Source organism: Pseudomonas sp. B21-051, from assembly GCF_024748795.1.
GTDB lineage: Bacteria > Pseudomonadota > Gammaproteobacteria > Pseudomonadales > Pseudomonadaceae > Aquipseudomonas > Aquipseudomonas putida_A.
On record NZ_CP087166.1, the window covers coordinates 1,647,012 to 1,673,987 of the forward strand.

Sequence of the window (26,976 nt, forward strand, 5' to 3'; positions counted from 1 at the left end):
GGTTTGTCGGGTCATTTATATGCGTATCAAAGTCCACTGCCAGAACCGCATCGGCATCCTGCGCGACATCCTCAACTTGTTGGTGGAGTACGGGATCAACGTGGCGCGCGGCGAGGTCGGCGGTGAGCATGGCAATGCGATCTACCTGCACTGTCCGAACCTGATCAACATACAATTCCAGGCGCTGCGGCCGAAATTTGAGGCGATTGCCGGGGTGTTTGGCGTCAAACGCGTCGGGCTGATGCCCAGCGAGCGTCGGCACATGGAGTTGAACGCGTTGCTCGGCGCGCTCGAATTCCCGGTGCTGTCGATCGACATGGGCGGCTCGATCGTCGCCGCTAACCGCGCGGCGGCGCAGTTGCTCGGGGTGCGGGTGGATGAGGTGCCGGGGATTCCGCTGTCGCGCTATGCCGAGGATTTCGACCTGCCGGAGCTGGTGCGCGCCAACAAGTCGCGAATCAACGGCATGCGGGTCAAGGTCAAGGGCGACATCTTTCTCGCCGACATCGCGCCGCTGCAATCGGAGCACGACGACAGTGAAGCCATGGCCGGTGCGGTACTGACCTTGCACCGCGCCGATCGCGTCGGCGAGCGCATCTATAACGTGCGCAAACAGGAATTGCGCGGCTTCGACAGTATCTTCCAGAGCTCGAAAGTGATGGCCGCGGTCGTGCGTGAGGCGCGACGCATGGCGCCACTGGATGCGCCGCTGTTGATCGAAGGCGAAACCGGCACCGGCAAAGAATTGCTCGCCCGCGCCTGTCACCTCGCCAGTCCGCGTGGGCAGTCGCCGCTGATGGCGCTCAACTGTGCAGGGCTTCCGGAGTCGATGGCCGAGACCGAGCTGTTCGGCTACGGCCCCGGCGCGTTCGAAGGCGCGCGAGCGGAAGGCAAACTCGGCCTGCTGGAGCTGACGGCAGGCGGCACCCTGTTTCTCGATGGCGTCGGCGAAATGAGCCCGCGCTTGCAGGTGAAGCTGCTGCGCTTTCTGCAGGACGGCTGCTTCCGTCGGGTCGGCAGTGATGAAGAGGTGTATCTGGATGTGCGGGTGATCTGCGCGACCCAGGTCGACTTGTCCGAGCTGTGCGCGCGCGGCGAGTTTCGTCAGGATCTATATCACCGCTTGAACGTGCTGTCGCTGCACATCCCGCCGCTGCGCGAATGCCTCGACGGTTTGACCCCGCTGGTCGAACACTTCCTCGATCAGGCCAGCCGCCAGATCGGTTGCTCGCTGCCGAAACTGGCACCGGCGGCGATGGATCGCCTCAGTCACTATCACTGGCCGGGCAACGTGCGGCAGCTGGAGAACGTACTGTTTCAGGCGGTTTCGCTGTGTGACGGCGGCACGGTCAAGGTCGAACACATCCGCCTGCCGGATTACGGCGTGCGTCAGCCGCTTGGCGATTTCTCGCTGGAGGGTGGGCTGGACGAGATCGTCGGACGCTTTGAAAAAGCGGTGCTGGAACGCCTGTATTCCGAGCACCCGAGCAGTCGGCAACTGGGCAAGCGGTTGGGGGTTTCGCATACCACCATTGCTAATAAGTTGCGTGAGTATGAGGTCGGTAAAGACCCTGAAGCTTAAGATCAAAAGATCGCAGCCTTCGGCAGCTCCTACAAGGGAGTGCATTTCAATGTAGGAGCTGCCGAAGGCTGCGATCTTTTGATCCTTTGCCGCCAAGCGGCATAACACCGCCGGTTTTTCGACTTCGATACATTTCAAATTTCCCCGCAAAACTCCGCAAGTCCTTTGTTTATCGGGTCGCAAGCCGCCAGAAAAAAGTTGGTCTGCAAATTGCTTATGGCTCAGCAGTACAGCGGTGGGCGGCAAACGTCCGGCATGCAGAGGAAAGAGTGTGGACAAGTACCTTTATGTGGCAATGACCGGCGCCAGTCAGAACGCACTGGCGCAAAAGGCCCATGCCAACAACCTGGCGAACATCTCCACCAATGGTTTTCAGCGCGACCTGGAGCAGGCGCGTTCGATGCCGGTGTTCGGTGACAGCTTTCCGGCGCGTGCGTTCGCCATGAGCGAGCGGCCCGCCACCGACTTCACCGCCGGTTCGCTGGTGCAGACCGGGCGTGATCTCGACGTCGCCGTGACCGGCAACGGTTTTATTGCCGTGCAGAACCCTAACGGCGGCGAAAGCTACGTGCGCACCGGCAGCCTGAACATCGACGCCCTCGGCGTATTGCGCGCCGGCAACGGCATGCCGGTACTCGGCAACGGCGGTCCGATCGCCGTGCCACCGGAGCAGCAAGTCGAAGTCGGTGAAGACGGCACCATCAGTATTCGTGCGATGGGCGAAGGCCCGCGCGTCATGGCGGAAGTCGACCGGATCAAGCTGGTCAACCCGGACATCAAGAACCTCAACAAAGGTCTCGACGGCTCGATCTACACCAAGGACGGCCAACCGGCGCCGGCCGATGCCAACGTCAAACTGGTGTCGGGTTTCCTTGAGTCGAGCAACGTCAATGCCGTGGAAGAAATGACCTCGGTGCTGGCCCTGGCCAAGCAGTTCGAGTTGCACGTCAAGATGATGAACACCGCCAAAGACGACGACCAGGCCATGGCTCGGGTCTTGCAGATCAGCTAATTATCAGAACGTCGCGCCGTAAAACAGGCGCACGAGGAGAATCGAATGCTTCCGGCTCTATGGGTTGCCAAAACCGGTCTGTCCGCCCAGGACACCAACCTGACCACCATTTCCAACAACCTGGCGAACGTCTCGACCACGGGTTTCAAACGTGACCGTGCCGAGTTCCAGGACCTGCTGTATCAGATCAAGCGTCAGCCAGGCGCCCAGTCGACCCAGGACAGCGAACTGCCGTCGGGTCTGCAACTGGGTACCGGTGTGCGCATCGTCGGCACCCAGAAAAACTTCACCGCCGGCAGCCTGCAAACCACCGAGCAGCCGCTGGACATGGCCATCGACGGACGCGGTTTTTTCCAGATCCTGCAGCCGGACGGCACCACGTCCTATACCCGTGACGGTACTTTCCACCTCGACTCCAACGGCCAGATCGTCAACGCCAGCGGTTTCGCCCTGGAACCGGCCATCGTCATCCCGAACAACGCGCAGAGCTTCACCGTCGGCACCGACGGCACCGTGTCGATCACGGTGCCAGGCAACCCGGCCGCTCAGGTGATCGGCAACCTGCAAACCGCCGACTTTATCAACCCGGCCGGTCTGCAGGCAGTGGGCAACAACCTGTTCCTGGAAACCGCTGCTTCCGGCGCGCCGCAAATCGGCACCCCGGGCCTGAACGGTTTCGGTACCACGCTGCAGAACACCCTGGAAGGTTCCAACGTCAGCACCGTTGAAGAGATGGTCAACATGATCACCACTCAGCGCGCTTACGAGATGAACTCCAAGGTGATCTCCACCGCCGACCAGATGCTCTCGTTCGTAACGCAGAATCTGTAATCAAGTCTATGGGGCGGCCATGAGGTCGCCAGCAACACCGTGAGGTAGGGTCATGAAACGCTTCGTATCTGTTCTGGCATTGGGTGGGGTCGTCTCGCTCGCGGGCTGCGTCGCACCGACGCCCAAGCCCAATGACCCTTACTACGCTCCGGTGTTGCCGCGCACGCCGTTGCCGGCAGCCGCCAATAACGGCTCGATCTATCAGGCCGGCTTCGAGCAGAACCTGTACAGCGACCGCAAGGCGTTCCGGGTCGGTGACATCATCACCATCACCCTGAACGAGAAGACTCAGGCGAGCAAGAACGCCAACTCCCAGGTGGCCAAGAACAGCAAGACCGGCATCGGCCTGACTTCGCTGTTTGGCGGCAGTGGCACCACCAACAACCCGTTGGGTGGCAATGACCTGAGCCTCGACGTCGGCTACAGCGGCGACCGCGCGACCAAGGGCGACAGCAAGGCGGCGCAGGGCAACACCCTGACCGGCTCGATCACCGTGACCGTGGCCGATGTGCTGCCCAATGGCATCATCGCCGTGCGCGGCGAGAAGTGGATGACCCTCAACACCGGCGACGAGCTGGTGCGGATCGCAGGTCTGGTGCGTGCCGATGACATCGCCACTGACAACACCGTGTCGTCGACCCGTGTCGCCGATGCGCGCATCACCTACTCGGGCACCGGTTCGTTTGCCGATGCGAGTCAGCCAGGCTGGTTCGACCGTTTCTTCCTCAGCCCGCTGTTCCCTTTCTAGGTGGCTACGTTGAATCTGAAAAGCTTCATGCTGGCGGCGGCCATGATGTCCGCAGCCTTTGGTGCCCACGCCGAGCGGCTGAAAGATATCGCCAGCATTTCCGGCGTGCGTTCCAACCAGTTGATCGGTTACGGCCTGGTGGTCGGGCTTAACGGCACTGGCGACCAGACGACGCAGACCCCGTTCACCCTGCAGACCTTCAACAACATGCTCTCGCAGTTCGGCATCAAGGTGCCGCCGGGATCGGGCAACGTGCAGTTGAAAAACGTCGCGGCGGTGTCGGTGAGTGCCGATCTGCCGGCGTTCGCCAAACCGGGGCAGCAGGTCGACATCACCGTGTCTTCCATCGGTAACTCCAAGAGCCTGCGCGGCGGCACTTTGTTGCTGACCCCGCTCAAGGGTATCGACGGCAACGTCTACGCCATCGCTCAGGGCAACCTGGTGGTCGGTGGTTTCGATGCCGAAGGTCGCGACGGTTCGAAGATCACCGTCAACGTTCCGTCGGCCGGTCGTATTCCGGGCGGTGCGTCGGTGGAGCGTTCGGTGCCGAGCGGTTTCAACCAGGGCAACAGCCTGACGCTGAACCTCAACCGTTCCGACTTCACCACGGCCAAGCGCATCGTCGACAAGATCAACGACATGCTCGGCCCTGGCGTGGCGCAAGCCATCGACGGTGGCTCGATCCGTGTGACGGCGCCGCTCGATCCGAGCCAGCGCGTCGACTATCTGTCGATCCTCGAAAACCTTGAAGTCGATCCGGGTCAGGCGGTGGCGAAAGTCATCATCAACTCGCGCACCGGCACCATCGTCATCGGCCAGAACGTGAAAGTTTCGCCGGCCGCCGTGACTCACGGCAGCCTGACCGTGACCATCACCGAAGACCCGATCGTCAGCCAGCCGGGTCCGTTGTCCAATGGGCAGACGGCCGTCGTGCCACGTTCGCGGGTCAATGCTCAACAGGAAGCCAAGCCGATGTTCAAGTTCGGCCCGGGCACCACCCTCGACGAAATCGTGCGGGCGGTGAACCAGGTTGGCGCGGCACCGGGTGACCTGATGGCCATTCTCGAAGCACTGAAGCAGGCCGGCGCGTTGCAAGCCGACCTGATCGTGATCTGAGGACGGCGACCATGGATATGCGCAAAGGCAGTCTGGTGGGCACTGGCGATTCGGGTTCGTACTCCGACCTCAATCGTCTGAACCAGCTCAAGGTCGGCGACAAGAACAGCGATGCGAACATGCGCAAGGTGGCGCAGGAATTCGAATCGCTGTTCCTCGGCGAAATGCTCAAGTCGATGCGTTCGGCCACCGAGGCGTTGGGTAAAGACAACCCGATGAACACGCCGGCAGCCAAGCAATATCAGGAAATGTACGACCAGCAACTGGCGGTGTCGCTGTCCCGCGAGGGCGGTGGTATCGGGCTGGCCGACGTGCTGATGAAGCAAATGTCGAGGAACAAACCGCTGGCGCCAGGCGAGGCTGCGGCCGCGTCCGCCGCCAAGCAAGAGGCGGCGAAAGCCGCTGCGGTGCAGACCCCGATTGCCGCCGGCACCACCGGCACCGGCCCGCTGTCGCGGCTCAATGGCGAGCGTCCGTTGTGGGCCTCGCGTTCGCTGCATGCGCCGAACACTCAGTTGGCGCACGCCAACGACATGGAAATGATTAACAAGCGTCGTCTGGCATTGCCGCCGAAGCTGGCCGATCGTTTGCTCGCCGGTCTGGTGCCTTCCGCCACGCCGACTGCCGCCAATGCGTTGCCGCAACGTGCGGCGACCACGGCCGCCACCGGCGCCGGCCCGCTGTACAACGGCGACTGGCTGACCCGTGCCGAAGACGCCAAGGCGTCCGGCGGGCAGATGCAGATTTACGGCCGGGCAATGGCGCAGATTCCGCTGGCACCGGCCAAGCGCGCTTTCAGCTCCGCCGACGAATTCGTCAACACCATGCTGCCGATGGCCAAAGAAGCCGCCGCGCGTATTGGCGTCGATCCGCGTTATCTGGTGGCGCAAGCCGCACTGGAAACCGGCTGGGGCAAATCGGTCATGCGCGCCCAGGATGGCAGCAGCAGCCACAACCTGTTCGGCATCAAGGCCAGCAGCAACTGGACCGGCGATTCGGCCCGGGCAATCACCAGCGAGTTCCGCAACGGGCAGATGGTCAAGGAGACGGCGCAGTTCCGTTCCTATGCCTCGTACAAGGACAGTTTCCACGATCTGGTGACTTTGCTGCAGACCAACAATCGCTATCAAGATGTGGTGAAGTCGGCCGATAACCCAGAACAGTTTGTACGCGAGTTGCAAAAGGCCGGTTACGCGACCGACCCGAACTACGCGACGAAGATTTCGCAGATAGCCAAGCAGATGAACAGTTTCGAAAACTACGCTGCGGCCGGCGTTTCAACGACGCCTCTATAAACACACGGTAAGGTTTGAATCATGAGTTTGCTCAATATCGGGATGTCGGGGTTGTCCGCGAGTTCTTCCTCTCTCGCGACCACAGGTAACAACATTGCCAACGTCGACACCGCCGGGTATTCACGCCAGCAAACCGTGCAGAGCACCAAGTCCTCGCAGCAGTTCGGCAACGTCTTCATCGGTACGGGGACGACCCTGGCCGATGTGCGCCGGGTCTACAACTCTTACCTCGAAAACCAGCTGCATACCGCCACCTCGCTCAATAGCGAAGCGGCTGCGTACGGTGCCCAGGCCACTGCGCTGGATGCCTCGATGTCCGATACCAACACCGGCCTGACCGGTGTGCTGCAGAAGTTCTTCACCACAATGCAGGGCGTGGCGACCTCGGCCACTGACGACACTTCCCGTCAGTCGGTGCTGACTGGTGCGCAGGCGCTGACCAGCCGTTTCAATGCGCTGGCCAAACAGCTGAATGATCAGAACACCACGATCAACGGCAACCTGGGCGACATGACCTCCCAGGTCAACAAATTGGCGACTTCGATTGCCAATCTGAACCAGAAGATCGGCGAAATTTCCACCAGCGGCGGCCAGCCGAACGACCTGCTCGACACCCGTAACGAAGCGGTGCGCCAGCTCTCCGAGCTGACGGGCGCGCAGGTCGTTGAACGCGGTACCAGTTTTGACGTGTATATCGGCACCGGCCAGCCGCTGGTGATCGGCAACACCACCAACACTCTGAGCACCGTCCCGAGCAAGGACGATCCGACGCGCATGGCCATTCAGATGGACCGTGGCTCAAGCGTCATCGACATCACGTCGGCCATGAGCGGCGGCGAAATCGGCGGCCTGCTGACCTATCGCAAGGAAGTGCTCGACCCTTCGCTCAATGAGTTGGGGCGTGTCGCGCTGGTAGTGGCCGATCAGGTCAACAGCCAACAAGCCCAGGGCATCGACAAGAACGGTGACTTCGGCGCAGCGATCTTCAACAACATCAACAGTGCCGCTCTGGTCAGTCAGCGCAGCATTGCGCAGTCTGGCAACAGCGCAGGCTCGGGTAACCTCGATGTCACCATCAAGGACACGGGCAAGCTGACCACCAGCGATTATCAGGTGACCTTCACTAGCGCCACCAACTATTCGGTCAAGCGCTCCGATGGCACCGACATGGGCTCGTTCAGCACCACGACCACGCCACCGCCAGTGATCGACGGCTTCACCCTGGCGCTCAACGGCGGGGCGCTGAGCGCGGGCGACACGTTCAAGGTGACGCCGACCCGTAACGCGGCCAGTTCCATCCAGACCGTACTGACCGATCCGAAGAAAATCGCTGCGGCAGCACCGCTGACCGGCGTGGCCAGTGCCAACAATTCCGGCACCTACACCCAGCCGACCCTGACCGATTCGATCGACATCTACAACCCGGCGTCGCAGACCGAGTTGCAGAATGCGCTCAAATACTCGACGCCGGTCAAGCTGGTGTTCGGTGCAGTCGCCAGTGGCAGCCAGTCGTACAACATGGTCGACGCCAAGGGCAACACCATCGGTTCCGGCACCATCGTGCCGGGGCAGGCCAACACCTTGAACCTCAAGGTCGGCATGGTCGACTCCACCGGTGCTCCGGTGATGGACACCACGGTCACGCCGAACGTGCAGAAGACCTTCACCGTACAGACCACCGTGGGCGCGACACCAAAATCCGGCGAAACCTTCACCATCAACCTGACCGGCGCGGCCTCTTCGGACAACCGCAACGCCCAGGCACTGGTTGGCCTGCAGACCAAGCAGACCGTGGACACCGGCAGCGGCAGCAAAGGCATCAGCCTGACCGACGCCTACAACAAACTGGTGACCAACGTCGGTACCAAGGCAGCCCAGAGCAAGTCCGACAATGACGCCACCTCGGTGATCCTCGATCAGGCCAAGGGCGCGCGCGACTCGCTGTCCCAGGTCAACCTCGATGAAGAGACCGGCAACCTGGTCAAGTATCAGCAGTACTACACAGCGTCTTCGCAGATCATCAAAGCTGCGCAGGAAACTTTCGCCACGCTGATCAACAGTCTTTAAGGAGTCGTAATTCATGCGCATTTCCACCGCCCAGTATTACGCGACGCAAGCTGCTCAATATCAGCGCAACTACAGCAAGACGGTCGCGACCGCCAACGAAGCGAGCAGCCTGCAGCGCATCAACACCGCTGCCGACGATCCGATCGGCGCCGGTCGTCTGCTCAAGCTGGGTCAGCAAAGTGCGATGCTCGACCAGTATCAGGGCAACATCGACACCACCAAGAGCGCGCTGACCGTGCAGGAGTCCACTCTGAACTCCATCACTACAGCTTTGCAGCGCGCCAAGGAAATCGGCCTGGCCGCCAACAACGGCATCGCCACCGATGCTGACCGCAAGGCGTACGCGGCGGAACTGGGCCAGATCCAGCAACAGGTGCTGGGCCTGATGAACTCCAAGGACGCCAACGGCAACTATCTGTTCTCCGGTTCCAAGACCGATACCGCGCCATACTCGCAGAACGTCGACGGCACCTACACCTACAACGGTGATCAGACCCAGATCAATCTGGGCATTGGTGACGGTATGTCGGTCGCGACCAACACTACCGGTTGGGACGCGTTCCAGCAGACCATCAATACCAGCCGCACCCAGACCACCATGACCGCTCCGGCGGTGGATGACGGTCGTGTGGTGCTGTCCAACGGTACGGTCGGCACTGCGGCGACGTACAACGCCAAATTCTCCGGCGGACAGCCGTACACTGTCAGCTTTGTCAGCAGCACCCAGTTGAAGATCACCGATGCCCTGGGCAACGACGTGACGTCCGAAGCCAGCCAGAACGGCGTGATCAGCAACAGCAACGGCACCAACCAGGCGGTCAGCTTCCGCGGCGTCGACTTGAAGTTGAACATCAACCTCAAGGCCGGTGACACCAACCCTGACGCGGTCATCGCCGGTCACAGCTTCCAGCTGTCGGCCACGCCGGATTCGTTCACCACCGCGCGCAGCCCGGGCAACCCGTCGACTGCGGTCATCACCGGCGCCAGCGTGACCGACCAGGCGGCCTACAGCGCGGCCTTCCCGTCGGGCGGCGGCGCGGTGCTGAAGTTCACCAGCGCCACCGATTTCGATCTGTACGCGGCCCCTGTGACCGCTGACAGCAAACCAGTGTCGTCGGGCACCATGGTCGGCACCAACGCTACGGCCGCCGGTGTGACCTTCGCCATTGGCGGTACGCCGGGCGCGGGCGATCAGTTCTCGATCCAGTCCAACAACCACCAGACCCAGAACGTGCTCGACACCCTGGGCCAGATGGTCACGGCGCTGAACCTGCCGATCGATGGTGATCCGGTGGTCAAGCAGCAATTCCAAGGGGCCATGGAGTCGGCGTTGGGCAACCTCGATAGCGCCTCCAACCAGATTGGCGCTGCCGTGACCTCGATCGGTGCTCGTGGACAGTCGCTCGACGACCAGGACACGACTAACCAGAGTCTGATTCAGGCCAACACCATGACTCAGGGTTCGATCCGTGACTCGGATCCGGCCGAGGTGATGACCCGCCTGACGTTGCAACAGACCATGCTGCAAGCCTCGCAATTGGCCTTCAGCAAAATCAGTCAGTTGGGTCTGTTCAACAAGATCTGATGCTGAACGGGCGCGCGAGCCCCCGTTTGCCCAGTTCCTCAGTTTATGTTTTTAGCGGTTTCATGGGCTCGCTTTACCGAGCGGGCTCGTACCGCCTGCGAGCCCGCCGTGAATTCACTTCCTCTCGTCAGCCTTGTCATTCCTGCCTTCAACCCGCGCTTCTTCGAGCGCGCATTGCGCAGCGCCGTCAGCCAGGGTTATGGTCATCTCGAAATCATCGTGTGTGATGACAGTCGTGGTCCTGAAATCGAAGCCATTGTCGCGGCGATAGCCGAGCAGAGCGGGGTTGCCGTGCATTACGTGCGTAACCCGCGCACCCTGGGTATGGTCGGCAATCTGCAAGCCTGCCTGGATCTGGCCCAAGGCGAATTCATCAAGTTTTTGTGTGACGACGATCAGTTGTTCGCCAGCTGTATCGAGCGTCAGGCTGAAGTGTTGGCCAATCGTGACGAAGTCAATCTGGTGCTGGCCCAGCGTCTGTTCTGGGACGCTGACGATATGGTGCTGCCTTCGCGTCTGGAAAATACGCCACTGTCACCGGTCAGTGGGTTGTTCAAGGGGGAGGACCTGCTGGCACTGTTCGAGACGTTCCCGTCGAACCTCCTCGGTGGTTTCAGTAATGCCCTGTTCCGTCGCGCCGACGTTGTCGAATTGCTGCCGGCGCTGACGCAGCCGGACCACTGTTTTGTGGCGAGCCTCGATTTCGCATTGTTCGTGTGTTTGCTGCGACGCGGCAACGCGGTGATCTCCAATCATGTCTTGAGTATCGAGCGCCTGTACCCGGATCGCCTGAGTGGCCAGCAAGTGATGAAGGATGCTTTGGCCATCGAGCAGCAATGGCTGCTGCAAATGCTCAAGGCGCGTAGCGGAGAATCGGCACCCGCGAAGGGGTGGGTGCGTTATGTGCCCATGCCCAAGGCAGATGAGTCGCCCCGGGTCTGGGTGGAGCTGCCGCTGAGCCGCACGCTGGGTACCAAACAAAGTGCGCAGATCTGGCAGGTCGGCGCGGACAGCCAGAGTTTTGCCGAACTCTATGCGCAATGGCTGGAGTGCCGCAGGCTCAGTGACGTGCAAAGCAGATTGCTGCCGGACACGCTGGCGAGCTGGCCGTCCACGCCGCGAATCGTGCCAGTCGTGGTGGATGAGCAGGGCAGTCAGGTGGCGCTGGAACGAACCCTGGAGAGTCTCGCCGCGCAGGTCTATCCACCCGAGTTGACGCTGGTATTGTCCATCGATTGCGCTGAGCCGGTACTGGATGGGCGGGTGTTCCATCTGCCGTTGCAGGACGATTACCTGGAGCAGATCAATCAGCTGCTGCCGCAGCTGGAAGGTGCTGACTGGTTTTATCTGCTGCGCGCCGGTGATCGTCTGGTGCCCCCGGCTCTGCTGATGATGGCCGAGCGCATTGCCTTCAACAGCGCCCTGCATTGTCTGTACAGCGATGAAGGCAGTTTGCGTGCAGGGGAATCGGTGGAGCCGGCATTCAAGCCTGACTTCAACCTGGATCTGCTGCGCAGCTACCCTTATGTCGGCCGCGCGCTGGCGTTCCGGCGTGAGGTTTTTCTGGCGCTCGGCGGTTTCGATTCGACCTTCACTGAGCTTGCGCCTCACGACATGCTCTGGCGCATGGTTGAAGACCACGGGACCCAGGTGGTCGGACATCTGGCCGAGATTGCCATCGAGTCGACATTCGACCTGACCCAGTGGCTGTCGCTGCCGGCCGTGACGCAAAACAATTCACGATTGCTGGCGGCCCATCTTGACCGTCTGGGTATCTCCCACGACCTGCGCCGAGGCAGTGTCGACCTGCTCAATCGAGTCGATTATCGGCATGCGCAGCGGCCGTTGGTCTCGATCATTATTTCGACCCGCGACCAGATTGCGGCGCTGCAACGCTGCGTCGAGAGCCTGCTGGAAAAAACCGCGTACAGCGAATATGAGCTGCTGCTGGTCGACAATGGCAGTCAGACCGCCGAGGCCCGTGCCTGGCTGGACGGCATGGCGCAATTGGGCAGCGAGCGCGTACGCGTGCTGAGCTACCCGCAGCAGGGCAATGTCGCCGCATTGCGCAACTTTGCCGTGAGTCAGGCAAGGGGCGAATACGTCCTGCTGCTCAATCCTTATACGGTGATCACTCAGGCTGACTGGCTCGACGAACTGCTCAATCACGCGCAGCGCCCGGAAGTCGGCATCGTCGGTGCCAAGCTTTTCAATCCTGATGGCTATGTTTTGCATGCGGGTCTGGTGCTCGGTTTGCAGGGGCCGGCCGGCTTGCCGTTCTATGGTCAGTCGATGCAATCCTCCGGCTACATGTTCCGTTTGCAGGTGGTCCAGGATCTGAGCGCCGTGGGCGCCGATTGCCTGATGGTGCGCAAGTCAGTGTTCGATGCAGTGGGCGGCCTGGATGAGCAGAGCCTGCCGCGTATGCTGTATGAAGTGGATCTGGCGCTGCGCGTAGCCCGCCAGGGTTATCTGGTGGTGTGGACGCCCTATGCGGCGCTGGCGCTGGGCGCGCAGCCAGTCGATGCGGTCAACGATGAAGAAGGGGTCTCGCACAATCAGCAAGAAGAAACGTTCTTCAAGCGCTGGCTGCCGGTTGTTGCCCGTGACCCTGCCTACAATCCCAATCTGTCTTTGCACAAGCACACGGGTTCAAGCTTCACGCTCGAACCGGGCCTGCGCACCGGCTGGAGTCCTTTCAGCACTGGCACCCAGCCGAAGATTCTCGGGTTGCCGATCAATGCCTCGGCGATCGGTCACTATCGTGTCACGCAACCGCTGATCGAACTCGAAGCGGCAGGGCGGGTGCAAGGGCAGATTCGCTATAGCGTGAACCTGCCGCCGATCGTTGAAATCGAGCGCATGTCGCCTGATGTAATCGTTCTGCAAGGGCGTTACACAGAGGCGTCGGTCAACGAAATGCCGGTGCTGCGCAACTACTTCAATGCGCGTCGCATCTACGAGCTGGATGACTACGTCATTGATGTGCCGCATCGCAATGCGCATATCCGCAACATGCCGGACAAGTTTGAAATGGAACGCATTGTTCGCCGGGCGATCGGCATGTGCGACCGTGTCGTGGTTTCGACTCAGCCATTGGCCAACGCATTGTCGGACATGCATCACGACATTCGCGTCGTACCGAACATGCTGGCGAAAGAGTTCTGGTGCAACCTGCGCAGCCAGCGTCGCACTTCGAAAAAGCCGCGAGTCGGCTGGGGCGGCGGCACCAGTCACCATGGTGATCTGGCGGTGATCGCCGATGTCGTGCGCGAGCTGGCCGACGAAGTCGACTGGGTGTTTTTCGGCATGTGCCCGGATGACCTGCGTCCCTACATGCATGAGTTCCACGGGGTGATTCCCCTCGATGCGTACCCGGCGAAACTGGCCAGCCTCAACCTTGATCTGGCCCTGGCGCCGCTGGAGTTTCACATCTTCAACGACTGCAAGAGCAACCTGCGTCTGCTGGAGTACGGCGCCTGCGGCTATCCGGTGATCTGCACCGACACCGAAGCCTATCGCGGTTACCTGCCGTGCACACGGATCAAGACAAACACCACGGATGAATGGCTGCAGGCAATCCGCATGCACCTGGCCGACCCGGATGCGAGCTACCGAATGGGCGATGAATTGCGTGAAGTGGTGCTGCGCGATTACGTACTGCGCGGCGATAACCTGCGCTACTGGGAGTATGGCTGGCTGGCGGACTGACAGGCTCAAGCAAGACTCTCCCCCAAAAAAACAGGCGACTTTCTAGTCGCCTGTTTTTTTTCTTTGCAATTCGTCTTTGCATCAAACTCGATACAATTTTTGTCCTCGAGCTCAAGACACCGTCAGTTCCTGTCGATATCAACACAATCGTTGATCTCCAATGGTCGCTGCGATGTCGTCTGGTCGCCCGCGACGAGTACCTATTCACAACAAGGCAAGGAAGAAGTAATGGCAGTTATAAACGGGACAAACGGCGCGGATACGCTGAACGGTACCAGTGACGATGACCAGATCAATGGTCTGGATGGCAACGACCTGATCAAGGGCAGTGCCGGTGCAGACAAGATCGACGGTGGGGCCGGTTTTGATACGGTCGATTACTCGGCCTCCACAGCGGGGGTCAATATCGACATCCGTCCGGGCACCGGTTTGCCAGGTGTCGGCGGCGATTCGCAGGGCGACACCCTGACCAACGTCGAAAAAGTCATCGGTTCGGCGTTCAACGATAGCTTCACCACGGACGCTTACCTCTTCGCCACTTACGACGGTGGTGCGGGGGACGACATCTACTACGTCAACGGCGGTGGCGTGACGGTCATCGAGCAGGCGGGCGGCGGCAACGATGAAGTGCGTGTCAGCTACAAGGACCATATGCTGGCGGCCAACGTCGAGCGCCTGACCTATACCGGCACCGGTTCGTTCACCGGCTGGGGCAATGCCAGCGACAACATCATCACCGGCGGCAACGGTAACGACGTGTTCTATGGCGGTGGCGGTGCCGACCAGTTCTTCGGTGGCGCCGGTCGCGACACCGTGTCGTATCTGGACAGCACGGTGGCCATGAACATCAACCTGAAAACCGGGGTCATCTCGGGGATCGGCGCGGGCGATACGTTCAACGACATCGAAGTCATCGCGGGCTCCAAATACAACGACACCTTCGTGGTCGACAGCCGGATTTCGGGCGTCGATGGCGGTGAAGGTTTTGACACCGTCGATTATTCGACGTCGGCTGCCGGCGTGAACGTCGATATCCGTCCGGGCACCGGTTTGCCAGGTGTCGGCGGCGATTCGCAGGGCGTGACCCTGACCAACGTCGAGAAAGTCATCGGTTCGGCGTTCAACGATAGCTTCACCACTGACGCCTACCTCTTCGCAACTTACGACGGTGGTGCGGGCGACGACATCTACTACGTCAACGGCGGTGGCGTAACGGTCATCGAGCAGGCCGGCGGCGGCAACGATGAAGTGCGTGTCAGCTACAAGGACCATACGTTGGCGGCCAACGTCGAGCGCCTGACCTATACCGGCACCGGTTCGTTCACTGGCTGGGGCAATGCCAGCGACAACATCATCACCGGCGGCAGCGGCAATGACGTGTTCTATGGCGGTGGCGGTGCCGACCAGTTCTTCGGCGGTGCCGGTCGCGACACCGTGTCGTACCTGGACAGCACGGTAGCGGTCAACATCAACCTGAAAACCGGGGTCAACTCGGGGATCGGCGCAGGCGATACCTACAACAGTATCGAAGTCATCGCCGGTTCCAAATTCAACGACACCTTCGTGGTCGATAGCCGGATTTCGGGCGTCGATGGCGGTGAAGGTTTTGACACCGTCGATTATTCGACGTCGGCTGCCGGCGTGAACGTCGACATCCGTCCGGGCACCGGTTTGCCAGGTGTCGGCGGCGATTCGCAGGGCGTGACCTTGACCAACGTCGAGAAAGTCATCGGCTCTGCTTTCAATGATAGCTTCACTACTGACGCTTATCTCTTCGCAACCTACGAAGGTGGTGCAGGGGACGATATCTACTACGTCAACGGCGGTGGCGTAACCGTCATCGAGCAAGTTGGCGGCGGCAACGATGAAGTGCGCGTCAGCTACAAGGACCATACGCTGGCGGCCAACGTCGAGCGCCTGACCTATACCGGCACCGGTTCGTTCACCGGCTGGGGTAATGCCAGCGACAACATCATCACCGGCGGCAGCGGCAACGACATGTTCTATGGCGGTGGCGGTGCCGACCAGTTCTTCGGCGGTGCCGGTCGCGATACCGTTTCGTACCTGGACAGCACGGTGGCAGTCAACATCAACCTGAAAACCGGGGTCAACTCGGGGATCGGTGCGGGCGATACCTACAACAGTATCGAAGTCATCGCCGGTTCCAAATTCAACGACACCTTCGTGGTCGATAGCCGGATTTCGGCTGTTGATGGCGGTGAAGGTTTCGACACCGTGGACTACTCGACTTCGAGCGCGGCCGTGAATATCGATATCCGTCCGGGCAGCAGCCTGCCGGGCGTCGGTGGCGACTCGCAGGGCGTGACCCTGACCAATGTCGAGAAAGTCATCGGTTCGGCGTTCAACGATACCTTCACCACGGATGCCTACCTCTTCGCCACTTACGACGGTGGTGCGGGCGACGACATCTACTACGTCAACGGCGGTGGCGTAACGGTTATCGAGCAAGTTGGCGGCGGCAACGATGAAGTGCGTGTCAGCTACAAGGAACACACACTGGCGGCTAACGTCGAGCGCCTGACTTACACCGGTACGGCTGCGTTTACCGGGTGGGGCAATGCCAGCGACAACATCATCACCGGGGGTAACGGCAACGACATGCTGTACGGCGGTGGCGGTGCCGACCAGTTCTTCGGGGGAGCCGGTCGCGACACCGTGTCGTACCTGGACAGCACCGTGGCAGTCAACATCAACCTGAAAACCGGGGTCAACTCGGGGATCGGTGCGGGCGATACCTACAACAGTATCGAAGTCATCGCCGGTTCCAAATTCAACGACACCTTCGTGGTCGATAGCCGGATTTCGGGTGTAGATGGCGGTGAAGGTTTCGACACCGTGGACTACTCGACTTCGAGCGCGGCCGTGAATATCGACATCCGACCGGGCACCAGCCTGCCGGGCGTCGGTGGCGATTCGCAGGGCGTGACCCTGACCAATATCGAGAAAGTCATCGGTACGGCGTTCAACGATACCTTCACCACGGATGCCTACCTCTTTGCAACTTACGATGGTGGTGCGGGCGATGACATCTACTACGTCAACGGCGGAGGCGTAACGGTCATCGAGCAAGTTGGCGGCGGCAACGATGAAGTGCGCGTCAGCTACAAGGACCATACGCTGGCAGCCAACGTCGAGCGCCTGACCTACACCGGTACCGGCTCGTTCACCGGCGTGGGTAATGCGATCGACAACATCATCACCGGCGGCAATGGCAATGATCTGCTTTACGGTGGCGGTGGCGCCGACCAGTTCATCGGTGGTGGAGGCATGGACACGGTGTCCTACGACGACAGCACTGTAGGCGTCAGCATCAACTTGAAAACCGGTGTCAGTACCGGGATCGCGACGGGCGACACCTACAACAGCATCGAGGCGTTCACAGGCTCGAAATACAACGACATCTTCGTTGGCAACTCCGTAGCGCTGGCAATCAACGGCGGCACCGGCCTGGATATGGTCAGCTACGAGTCGTCAGACAGTGCCGTCACTATCGACCTGAAAACCAACGTCAATGCCGGCGATGCTGCTGGCGATACCTTCACCAATGTCGAGATCTTCCAGGGCAGCAGGTTTGCCGACACCTTGTCCGGAACGGCGATCAACGACAATTTCATCGGTGGCGGCGGCGCCGACGTGATTGACGGGCGTGAAGGGATCGACACGGTCTGGTACATCAACAACACCACGGCGGTGAACATCAACCTGCAGACTGGCGTCAATCAGGGCGGTGATGCACAAGGCGACGTGCTCATCAACGTCGAAAGCATCATCGGCACCAACTTCAACGACACGCTGACCGGCAACGCGCTGGCCAACGGCCTTGAGGGTGGTCTGGGCAACGACACCATTTACGGTGGCGATGGCAACGATGTCATTTACGGCAGTTTCTACACTCAGCTCGGGCCGTTCGCGGTCGACGTCGCTGCCGCTGGGCCGCAAGCCGACATGCTCTACGGCGGCAATGGCAACGACCTCATCATCAGTGCTCCGGACGACCGTGGAACGTTCGCCTTCGGTGAAGCTGGCAACGACACGATCTACGTCGTCAGCGGCACTGCCGATGGTGGCGACGGTAGTGATGATCTGCTCGGTACCGGCGAAAACTTCGTACTGCTTGGCGGGGCGGGCAACGACGCGCTGACTTTCGGCGCCATCAATAATTACCCGTGGCAAAATAAAGCCACCGGTTTTGCCAACGGCGGCGAAGGCGGCGACACCTATGTCGTCAATACCGGCCTGCTGGTAACCATCCGTGATGATGGCACTAGCGGTACGGACACGCTGATCCTGAACAACATCCGTTCGGCTGATACGTTGCAACTGGAACGGGTGGGCAACGACCTGTACCTCAATGACGGCAGTTTCCCACCGTCTGATCCAACCGCCCAAGGCGTAAAACTGCAGGACTGGTTCGCTGGCTACAACACCATCGAGCACTTCATGGCAGCCAACGGTGATGTTCTGCCGATCAATGACGGGTTCAGCATGTTTGGCTGATCCGCTCCAATCGTTGAAATAGCTCGATGAAAGGGATGAGTCCGGTGACGGATTCATCCCTTTTTTCATGGCCGCACGTCCTGCCACACACTGCGCACCGAGCTGGCGCGTTTCCTGCAAGTCCCCCTCAAATCGCCATAAAACGAGCGCTTGCGGTCATCGCCGCAATGCCAGAATCGGCAAAAGGGTTAGCCAGATGGCCCGCATCGCTCAAGAAAGCCATGCGCAGCCCGGTGAAGAACAAGAGGGGAGACGATGAAGGCAGTAATTTTGGCGGGTGGCCTCGGCACGCGCATCAGTGAAGAGTCGCACCTCAAGCCCAAGCCGATGATCGAGATCGGCGGCAAGCCAATTCTCTGGCACATCATGAAGCAGTATTCCGCCCACGGAATCCACGACTTCGTGATCTGCCTGGGCTACAAGGGCTATGCGATCAAGGACTTCTTCGCCAATTACTTCCTGCACACCTCCGACGTCACGTTCAACATGCGCGAGAACCGCATGGACGTGCATCAGAATTACAGCGAACCATGGAGTGTCACCCTGATCGACACCGGCGAGGAAACCATGACCGGTGGCCGTCTGCTGCGTGCCGGCCGTTATCTGAAGGATGAAGAGGCGTTCTGCTTCACTTACGGCGACGGCGTTTCCGATTTGAACATTCGCCAGTTGGTCGACTACCACAAGGCCCATGGCCGTCTGGCGACCGTGACGGCGGTGCAACCACCGGGTCGTTATGGCGCCCTGGAACGCCAGGGCGATCAGGTGCTCGGCTTCACCGAAAAACCCCGTGGTGATGGCGGCTGGATCAATGGCGGCTTCTTCGTGCTGTCGCCAAAAGTGTTGCCGTATATCGCGGGTGATGAAACCACCTGGGAGGCTGAGCCATTGGCACGGCTGGCCCAGGATGAACAGCTCAAGGCGTTCGAGCACGACGGCTTCTGGCAACCCATGGACACCCTGCGCGACAAAAACCACCTCGAAGCGCTGTGGCAGAGCGGGGAGGCCCCATGGAAGCAATGGGCCTGAGTGCGGATTTCTGGCGCGGCAAGCGCGTACTGATTACCGGCCACACCGGTTTCAAAGGCAGCTGGCTGACCCTGTGGCTGCAAAGCCTCGGCGCGCACGTCAGCGGTTTCTCGCTGGATCCGTCGACCGAACCGAGCCTGTATGAACTGGCGCGGGTTCACGAAGGGATCAACGATCAGCGCGGTGATCTGCGCGATCTCGGCGCGTTGCTGGAGATCATCGCCGACACCGAGCCGGAGATCGTCCTGCATCTGGCCGCGCAGCCGCTGGTGCGTGAAGGCTATCGCGACCCGCTGGGTACTTATTCCAGCAACGTCATGGGCACGCTGAACCTGCTCGAAGCGATCCGCCAGGTCGGTTGCGTGCGCGCCTGCGTGCTGGTGACCACCGACAAGGTCTACGCCAACAAGGAATGGCTGTGGCCGTACCGCGAAGACGAAGCGCTTGGTGGGCACGATCCTTACAGCAGCAGCAAGGCTTGCTGCGAACTGTTGGCGCAGTCTTATGCGGCGTCGTTCTTCCCGGCTGACAAGTACGCCGAGCACGGTCTGGCGCTGGCCACCGCGCGCGCCGGCAACGTGCTCGGTGGCGGTGACTTCGCCCCTGAACGCCTTATTCCCGACGTGCTCAAGGCCTGGACTGCAGACGAGCCGGTGACCCTGCGTTACCCGCAAGCCGTGCGCCCGTGGCAGCACGCGCTGGAACCGCTGGCCGGTTACCTGCAACTGGCTGCCGGCCTCTACGAACAAGGCCCGGAATACGCCGGGGCGTGGAACTTCGGCCCGGGCGAGGCCGACATGTGCAGCGTCGGCGAAGTGGTCGAACTGCTCGCCAGTCGCTGGCCACAGGCACGCGGTCTGCGCATCGAAAAAAGCGAGCTGCACGAGGCTGGTCTATTGCGCCTCGACAGTAGCCGCGCCCGTCAAACACTCGGCTGGCAGCCACGCTGGACCTTGCAGCAATGCCTGACCCAGACCCTCGACTGGCATCTGGCGTGGCAGAACGGCGATGACATGCGCACCGTGACCCTCGGCCAACTGAACCTGTACCGGGGCGCGCTGTGAGCGAGTTTTCCTTGAAACAATTGCCGCTGGCCGGGCTGTTCAGCGTGCAGCACAAACGCTTCGAAGATCAGCGCGGGCATTTCGCCCGGCTGTTCTGCGAGGGCAGCCTGAGTGCGTTCGGCAGCGAATTTCACATCCGCCAGATCAACCATTCCTGCACCCGCGAGAAGGGCAGCGTGCGCGGTCTGCATTATCAGAATGCCAATGCGCCGGAAGCCAAGCTGATCACTTGCCTGCGCGGTGAAGTGTGGGACGTGGCGGTGGATCTGCGTCCTGATTCCGAAACCTTTCTGCACTGGCACGCCGAGCATCTCAAGGCCGGCGACGGTCGCAGCCTGCTGATTCCGGCCGGGTTTGCTCACGGCTTCCAGACTCTGACGGAAGATGCCGAACTGCTTTACCTGCACAGCGCCGATTATGCGCCGGAGCATGAGGGCGGCTTGTCGGTGAACGATCCACGGCTGGCGATTGCCTGGCCGTTGCCTGTCAATAATTTGTCAGCGCGTGATTCCAGCCATCCCGCGCTCGATCAACACTTCGCCGGAGTGCGTCTATGAACTGCCGTGGGTGCGCCGCACCGCTGAACCTGCCGCTGGTTGACCTCGGCACCTCGCCACCGTCCAACGCCTACGTGCATGCCGAGCGCCTGGAGCAGGCCGAGCAATGGGTGCCGCTCAAGGTCGCCGTGTGCCAGCAATGCTGGCTGGTGCAGACCGAGGACTACACCCGTGCCGACAGCCTGTTCGATGCCGAGTACGCTTACTTCAGTTCGTTCTCCAGCACCTGGCTGGCCCATGCCGAGCGCTATGTCGCCGAGATGGTCGAGCGCTTTGCGCTGAACGCCGACAGCCGTGTGGTCGAAATTGCCGCCAATGACGGTTATCTACTGCAGTACGTCGCTGCTCGCGGCATTCCGTGCCTGGGTGTCGAGCCGACCCGCAGCACCGCGCAAGCGGCGCGGGAAAAGGGTCTGCAGATTCGTGAAGTGTTCTTCGGTCGCGACAGCGCAGCGCAGTTGAAAGGCGAAGGTTGGGGCGCCGACCTGATGGCCGCCAACAATGTGCTCGCGCATGTGCCGGACATCAATGATTTCCTCGGTGGTTTCGCCACGCTGCTCAAGCCGACCGGCGTCGCTACTTTTGAATTTCCGCAACTGCTGACGCTGATGGCTGGCGCGCAGTTCGACACGCTGTACCACGAGCACTATTCCTACCTGTCGCTGACCGCGGTGCAGACTTTGTGCGAGCGCAATGGTCTGGAAGTGTTCGACGTCAGTCAGTTGAGCACTCACGGCGGTTCGCTGCGGGTGTTCGTGCAACGCAAGGACGGTGAGCGTCGTGCGGTGCAGCCGGCGGTGCAGCAACAACTGCAGGCCGAACTGGATGCCGGGGTGAAAACGCCGGAGTACTACGCGACCCTCGCGCCGGCTGCCGAACGCATCAAGCATGAACTGCTGCGCTTCCTGTTGCAGGCCAAGGCCGACGGCAAGCGCGTGGTCGGTTACGGCGCGGCGGCCAAGGGCAACACCTTGCTCAACTACGCCGGGGTCAAACCGGATCTGCTGGCGTGGGTGGCCGATGCCAACCCGCACAAGCAGGGCAAGTTTTTGCCGGGCAGTCGTATCCCGATTGTCGCGCCGGCACAAATCGACTTCGAAAAACCGGACTACGTGTTGGTGCTGCCGTGGAACCTGCTGCACGAAGTCAGTCAGCAGCTGGCGCAAGTGCGTCAGTGGGACGGGCGCTTCGTGATCGCCGTGCCTGAGATGACAGTCCTGTGAAAGTCCTGGTCACCGGGGCCACGGGCTTCGTCGGTCGGCATCTGGTCGCGGCGTTGCTCGCGCGTGGCTGCGCCGTGCGCGCGGTGGCGCGCAATACAGATACGGCTGCGACCATGCCATGGATCAACCACGTCGAATTCGTCGCGGCGGATATTCATGCGCCGACGCTGGACATCGCTGCGCTCACCGACGGCATCGACGTCCTTGCACACCTGGCCTGGCCGGGGTTGCCGAACTATCGGGCGCTGTTCCATTTCGAGCACAACCTGATGGCCGACTACCGCTTTATCAAAGGCGCGGTCGAGGCGGGTGTGACGCAAGTGCTGGTGACCGGCACCTGCTTCGAGTACGGCATGCAAAGCGGCCCGCTCAGCGAAAGCGTCGAGCCGCGGCCGAGCAATCCTTACGGGTTGGCCAAGCACAGCTTGCACCTGTTTTTGCAGAACCTTGCGCAAGAACATCCGTTCACTCTGCAGTGGGCGCGCCTGTTCTATTTGCATGGCGAAGGGCAGAACCCCAACAGTCTGCTGGCAGCGCTGGATCGGGCGATCGATAGCGGCGACGCGTCATTCAACATGTCTGGCGGCGAGCAGTTGCGGGACTTTTTGCCGATCGCCAGCGCCGCCGATTACCTCGCCGCCATCGTCCATCAGCGCGATTTCAACGGCGTGATCAATTGCGCCAGCGGCAAGGCGGTTTCGGTAAGAACCCTGGTCGAGCAACGCCTGCGTGAACGCGGTGCTTCGATCGATTTGAATCTGGGGCATTACCCCTATCCGACACACGAACCCATGGCGTTCTGGGCGGTGGTCGACCGTTTGCAACAGTTGCTCGAGGTGCAGCGAACCCATTGATGCGCTTCGACGCGAATGCCTTTTGGCAGCGCGACTATCCAATGACTTTTCAGTGAGACCGGACAATGAGCGATAACGTAATCAAAGCTTTCGAGGCGGAGTGCCACGCCGAAGTCAATGCCCAGGGCCAGGACAAGGACCTGAAGGCGCTGGCCCAGGAGTTCTACAACCAGTCGGCCAGACACAAGTACACCTATCACTTCTCATGGATGGGCCGTCCGATCATTCAATTGCCACAAGACATGATGGCGATGCAGGAACTGATCTGGCGCATCAAGCCTGACCTGGTGATCGAGTGTGGCATTGCCCATGGCGGTTCGATCATTTACTACGCCTCATTGCTGGAGCTGCAGGGCCACGGCGAAGTGCTGGGTATCGATCGCGACATTCGTGCGCACAACCGCGAAGCCATCGAAAGCCATCCGATGATCAAACGCATCAGCATGATCGAAGGTTCCAGCCTGGATCCGGCAGTGGTGGAGCAAGTGCGTCAGGCCGCCGCCGGCAAGAAGGTGATCGTGGTGCTCGATTCCAACCATACCCACGAACACGTACTCGAAGAGCTGCGTTTGTATGCGCCACTGGTTTCGGTGGACAGCTACTGCGTGGTCATGGACACCGTGGTTGAAGACATGCCGGCCGATGCCTTCCCGGATCGTCCATGGGGCCCGGGTGACAACCCGAAAACAGCGGTCTGGGCCTACCTCAAGGAGAACGCTGATTTCGAGATCGACCAGCACATGCAGGACAAGCTGCTGATCACCGTTGCTGCGGATGGCTATCTGCGTCGGGTTCGTTAATCGGTTCCATCATCAAAGCGTTTTTCGGGCGGTTTCGCCGATTGTGGGAGAAGTTATGCAAGGCAAGTACGGTTCAGAAAACAGGCTGCCATTGAGCGAGTTGCTGACGGTGGTTCTGATCACCCACAACCGCCCGGCTTTTTTGCGTCGAGCGCTGCAGTACTACAGCAGCCTGCCTTGCAAGGTGCTGGTGCTGGACTCTTCTCCCGAGCGCCCGGAAGGTGACTTTTCCTCGGTCGATTATCAGCACCTGCCGCAATTCGCCTATTGGGGCATGCAGGCCAAACTGACTTACGGCGTCGAGCAACTGACCACACCGTATATGGTGTTCGCTGCCGACGACGATTTCATCCTGCATGAGTCACTGGCCGAGTCGGTGAGCTTCCTTGAAGCCAACCGCGACTACGGTTTGTGCCACGGCTATTGCCTGATGTACCTGGCGCTGGCCGGGAGTGTCAGTTACTACCGCCGCGACAAGAAAATCTGCGAAGACTACGCCTCGGAACGTGCCGAGGATCGCGTCCTCGACTTCATGCATCAGTACGTACCGCCGTTCTATGGCGTGTGCCGAACCTCAATCATCCAGGACTGGTATGCGGCATTGCCGGCGGGCACCAGTTTCGAATGGCAGGAGATTGGTCACAGCTACTACCTGCTGGCGAACGCCAAGGCGCGCGTGCTGCCGATCCCGTATGTCGTACGCGAAATCAACGTCGGTTTCTCTGACCACAACACCGAGGTGTATCACGCGCTGTCGTACACCGATGCCAAGTCGGTGGCCGAGCGTGAAGCCTTCGCCGAATTCCTCGCCTCGCTGCCGACGGGCATCACCGACCTCGACCAGGCGCAGCGCAAGGCGTTCGCCCTGGAAAGCTTCGCGGCGATGACCGATAGCCTGGTGACCGGTCGCGCACTGACGGCCGAGCTGATTTTCCAGTCCATCTGGAACAACGTATCCAAAACCCCGGAGCGCCGCTTCGGGCCACTGCAGTACGTCGAGATGCCGTTCTACAACCAGCGCTTTTTTGACTTGCTGGCCGAGTTCGAATTTCTGTTGCACGCGATGCCGGCCGGCCGTGTGCAACTGGAGCAGCTCGAAGGTGTCTGGACCCGCCAGGAATACCTGCAGCAGGCCCGCAATAACGATACCCCGGAAAGTGTGCTCGATCGCTTGTGGCAGGCCCACGACAGCAACGCGTTCAACCGTCGTGTGGTCAAGCGTCTGGTCGAGCAACTGCAGGCGTCCGGCGATGACACACAAGCTCAGGAACTGGCTGCCTGGGATGCGCGTCTCGAGACGGTGTCGAAGGCCGATCACTACCCGGTTTTCAGCAAGATGCGTTCGGGGCGTTTGCTCGAATGGCTGGCGTGCCGTACGCCGGACGCCGAGCAGCGGGCGTTGATTGCCGCGCACCTGGCGGCGAACAACGGCGGGCCACAGTTCGGCATTTTCCTGCTGGACCTGGACAACGACGTCGACAAGTTGCAAGTGACCCTCGACAGCCTGGTTGAAGGCCACAGTAAAGCCTTCAAGATCGTGGTCTTCACCACGGGCGAACCGCAGGCTGCGACCACGGCGCAGAACACTTTGCACTTTGTCCGCGTCACCCCGGGCAATTTCGTCGACAAGCTCAACCTGAGTGCGGCCCAGTCGCCATGCGACTGGCTGCTATTGGCACAAGTGGGCGATGAGTTCACGGCGGGTGGTCTGTTGCGCGCCGGCCTGGAATTGATGTCGGCCACTGGCCTTCGCGCGGTCGCCACCGATGAAATCCAGCGCGAGGAAGAGGGCGCGCTGATCGACGTGTTCCGCCCTGGTTTCAATCTCGACTTGCTGCAGAGCAACCCGTCGTTGATGGCCCGCCATTGGCTGATTCGTCGTGACGTGTTCCTTGAGGCGGGCGGTTACCAGGCTGATTTCAGCAAGGCGCTGGAGTTCGACCTGTTGTTGCGCCTGATTGAGCAGGGTGGCCTCGACGGTCTGGCGCATCTTGACGAGCCGCTGTTGATTACCCAGGTTCCGGCGCAGGAAGAGGTGGCCCACGAGCGTCAGGCGTTGCTGCGCCATTTGACCCATCGCGGCTACAAGGCCAAGGTCACGTCGTCGCTGCCGGGCACCTGGCAGGTTGATTATCGCCATACCGAACAGCCGCTGGTGTCGATCATTGTGCCGGCCATCGACGATCTGCCGGCGCTGCGTCGCTGCGTGGAAGGCGTGTTGCTCAGAACCCGTTACAGCCGTTATGAAGTGCTGATTGCGGCCAATCCGAATCAGTCGGCCGAGGTCAATGACTGGCTGGGCGCGCTGCGTAACCCTAAAGTCAATGTGCTGCGTGCCGATCAGCCGCTCGGCGAGACGGCGTTGTACAACGCCGCCAGCGAACAGGCGCAGGGGGAATACCTGGTACTGCTGGCCACTGACAGCGAAATCGTCAATCCGAACTGGATCGATTCGTTGCTCAACCATGCCCAGCGGCCGGAGGTCGGTATCGTCGGTGCCAAACTGGTCGACCGCGACGGCAAGGTTTCTCAGGCCGGTTTGATTCTCGGGATGAACGGCGGCGTCGGCTCGGCCTTCATCGGCGAAAAACATGCGGCTGCGGGTTACATGCAGCGTCTGGCGGTCGAGCAGAACTACTCGGCGGTGTCGAAGGTGTGTCTGATGGTGCGCAAAGAGTTGTTCGACGCACTGGGCGGTCTGGACGAAGTCGATTTCGCCAGCGGTTTCAGCGATGTCGATCTGTGCCTCAAGGCCGGGCAGGCGGGCTACCTCATCGTATGGACGCCGTCGGTGCAGGTACTGCATACCGGCGAGCTGCCGCAAGCACCCGACGCGCTGCAGGCTTTGCGGGAGAAATGGAGCGGCGCCTTCGCGCAGGATCCGGCTTACAACGCCAACCTGGCTCTCACCGGCAAAGGTTTTACGCTGGCTGAAAATACCTCGATCGACTGGTCGCAGTTACTCGCTTGAGTCCGTCGGACAA

General features: G+C 60.8%; 17 protein-coding genes. All 17 read left to right on the plus strand.

Annotated elements, in window-relative coordinates; all coding sequences use genetic code 11:
• Positions 1-19: 19 nt before the first annotated feature.
• Positions 20-1,582 carry a sigma-54-dependent transcriptional regulator gene (locus LOY52_RS07445; protein ID WP_258678942.1) on the plus strand — a complete coding sequence of 521 codons (1,563 nt, stop codon included), beginning with the start codon at positions 20-22 and terminating at the stop codon, positions 1,580-1,582.
• A gap of 271 nt (positions 1,583-1,853) precedes the next feature.
• On the plus strand, positions 1,854-2,594 hold the full coding sequence (locus tag LOY52_RS07450; RefSeq protein WP_007965507.1) for a flagellar basal body rod protein FlgF: 741 nt from the start codon (positions 1,854-1,856) through the stop codon (positions 2,592-2,594).
• Positions 2,595-2,639: 45 nt separating this feature from the next.
• Complete coding sequence (flgG, locus tag LOY52_RS07455) at positions 2,640-3,425, plus strand: flagellar basal-body rod protein FlgG (RefSeq protein WP_003222804.1); 786 nt, start codon at positions 2,640-2,642, stop codon at positions 3,423-3,425.
• A gap of 52 nt (positions 3,426-3,477) precedes the next feature.
• The gene (gene flgH / locus LOY52_RS07460) at positions 3,478-4,173 is read left to right on the plus strand and encodes a flagellar basal body L-ring protein FlgH (protein ID WP_007965503.1); all 696 of its coding nucleotides are present in this window, start codon (positions 3,478-3,480) and stop codon (positions 4,171-4,173) included.
• 27 nt (positions 4,174-4,200) lie between these two features.
• Positions 4,201-5,289, plus strand: a complete 1,089-nt coding sequence (locus tag LOY52_RS07465) for a flagellar basal body P-ring protein FlgI (protein WP_150113624.1) — start codon at positions 4,201-4,203, stop codon at positions 5,287-5,289.
• Positions 5,290-5,300: 11 nt separating this feature from the next.
• The gene (gene flgJ / locus LOY52_RS07470; RefSeq protein ID WP_258678943.1) at positions 5,301-6,584 is read left to right on the plus strand and encodes a flagellar assembly peptidoglycan hydrolase FlgJ; all 1,284 of its coding nucleotides are present in this window, start codon (positions 5,301-5,303) and stop codon (positions 6,582-6,584) included.
• A gap of 21 nt (positions 6,585-6,605) precedes the next feature.
• On the plus strand, positions 6,606-8,651 hold the full coding sequence (gene flgK / locus LOY52_RS07475; protein WP_258678944.1) for a flagellar hook-associated protein FlgK: 2,046 nt from the start codon (positions 6,606-6,608) through the stop codon (positions 8,649-8,651).
• A 13-nt stretch (positions 8,652-8,664) separates the two neighbouring features.
• The gene (locus tag LOY52_RS07480) at positions 8,665-10,236 is read left to right on the plus strand and encodes a flagellar hook-associated protein 3 (protein ID WP_145593092.1); all 1,572 of its coding nucleotides are present in this window, start codon (positions 8,665-8,667) and stop codon (positions 10,234-10,236) included.
• Between the two features lie 108 nt (positions 10,237-10,344).
• A complete protein-coding gene (locus LOY52_RS07485; RefSeq protein ID WP_258678945.1) occupies positions 10,345-13,947 on the plus strand; it encodes a glycosyltransferase in 3,603 nt (1,200 codons plus the stop codon).
• Between the two features lie 228 nt (positions 13,948-14,175).
• Positions 14,176-18,465 (plus strand): S-layer family protein, encoded by a 4,290-nt coding sequence (locus LOY52_RS07490; RefSeq protein WP_258678946.1) that lies wholly within the window; start codon positions 14,176-14,178, stop codon positions 18,463-18,465.
• A gap of 255 nt (positions 18,466-18,720) precedes the next feature.
• A complete protein-coding gene (gene rfbF / locus LOY52_RS07495) occupies positions 18,721-19,494 on the plus strand; it encodes a glucose-1-phosphate cytidylyltransferase (RefSeq protein WP_034153269.1) in 774 nt (257 codons plus the stop codon).
• Positions 19,476-20,558 carry a CDP-glucose 4,6-dehydratase gene (gene rfbG, locus LOY52_RS07500; protein WP_258678947.1) on the plus strand — a complete coding sequence of 361 codons (1,083 nt, stop codon included), beginning with the start codon at positions 19,476-19,478 and terminating at the stop codon, positions 20,556-20,558. Before rfbF ends, rfbG begins: the two co-directional genes overlap by 19 nt.
• The gene (locus LOY52_RS07505) at positions 20,555-21,115 is read left to right on the plus strand and encodes a dTDP-4-dehydrorhamnose 3,5-epimerase family protein (RefSeq protein WP_258678948.1); all 561 of its coding nucleotides are present in this window, start codon (positions 20,555-20,557) and stop codon (positions 21,113-21,115) included. The genes rfbG and LOY52_RS07505 overlap by 4 nt, the downstream gene beginning before the upstream one ends.
• Positions 21,112-22,338 carry a class I SAM-dependent methyltransferase gene (locus tag LOY52_RS07510; RefSeq protein WP_258678949.1) on the plus strand — a complete coding sequence of 409 codons (1,227 nt, stop codon included), beginning with the start codon at positions 21,112-21,114 and terminating at the stop codon, positions 22,336-22,338. Before LOY52_RS07505 ends, LOY52_RS07510 begins: the two co-directional genes overlap by 4 nt.
• A complete protein-coding gene (locus LOY52_RS07515; RefSeq protein ID WP_258678950.1) occupies positions 22,335-23,192 on the plus strand; it encodes an NAD(P)-dependent oxidoreductase in 858 nt (285 codons plus the stop codon). Before LOY52_RS07510 ends, LOY52_RS07515 begins: the two co-directional genes overlap by 4 nt.
• A 65-nt stretch (positions 23,193-23,257) precedes the next feature.
• Positions 23,258-23,992 carry a cephalosporin hydroxylase family protein gene (locus tag LOY52_RS07520; protein WP_258678951.1) on the plus strand — a complete coding sequence of 245 codons (735 nt, stop codon included), beginning with the start codon at positions 23,258-23,260 and terminating at the stop codon, positions 23,990-23,992.
• Positions 23,993-24,047: 55 nt separating this feature from the next.
• Positions 24,048-26,963 carry a TIGR00180 family glycosyltransferase gene (locus LOY52_RS07525; protein ID WP_258678952.1) on the plus strand — a complete coding sequence of 972 codons (2,916 nt, stop codon included), beginning with the start codon at positions 24,048-24,050 and terminating at the stop codon, positions 26,961-26,963.
• Positions 26,964-26,976: the final 13 nt, after the last annotated feature.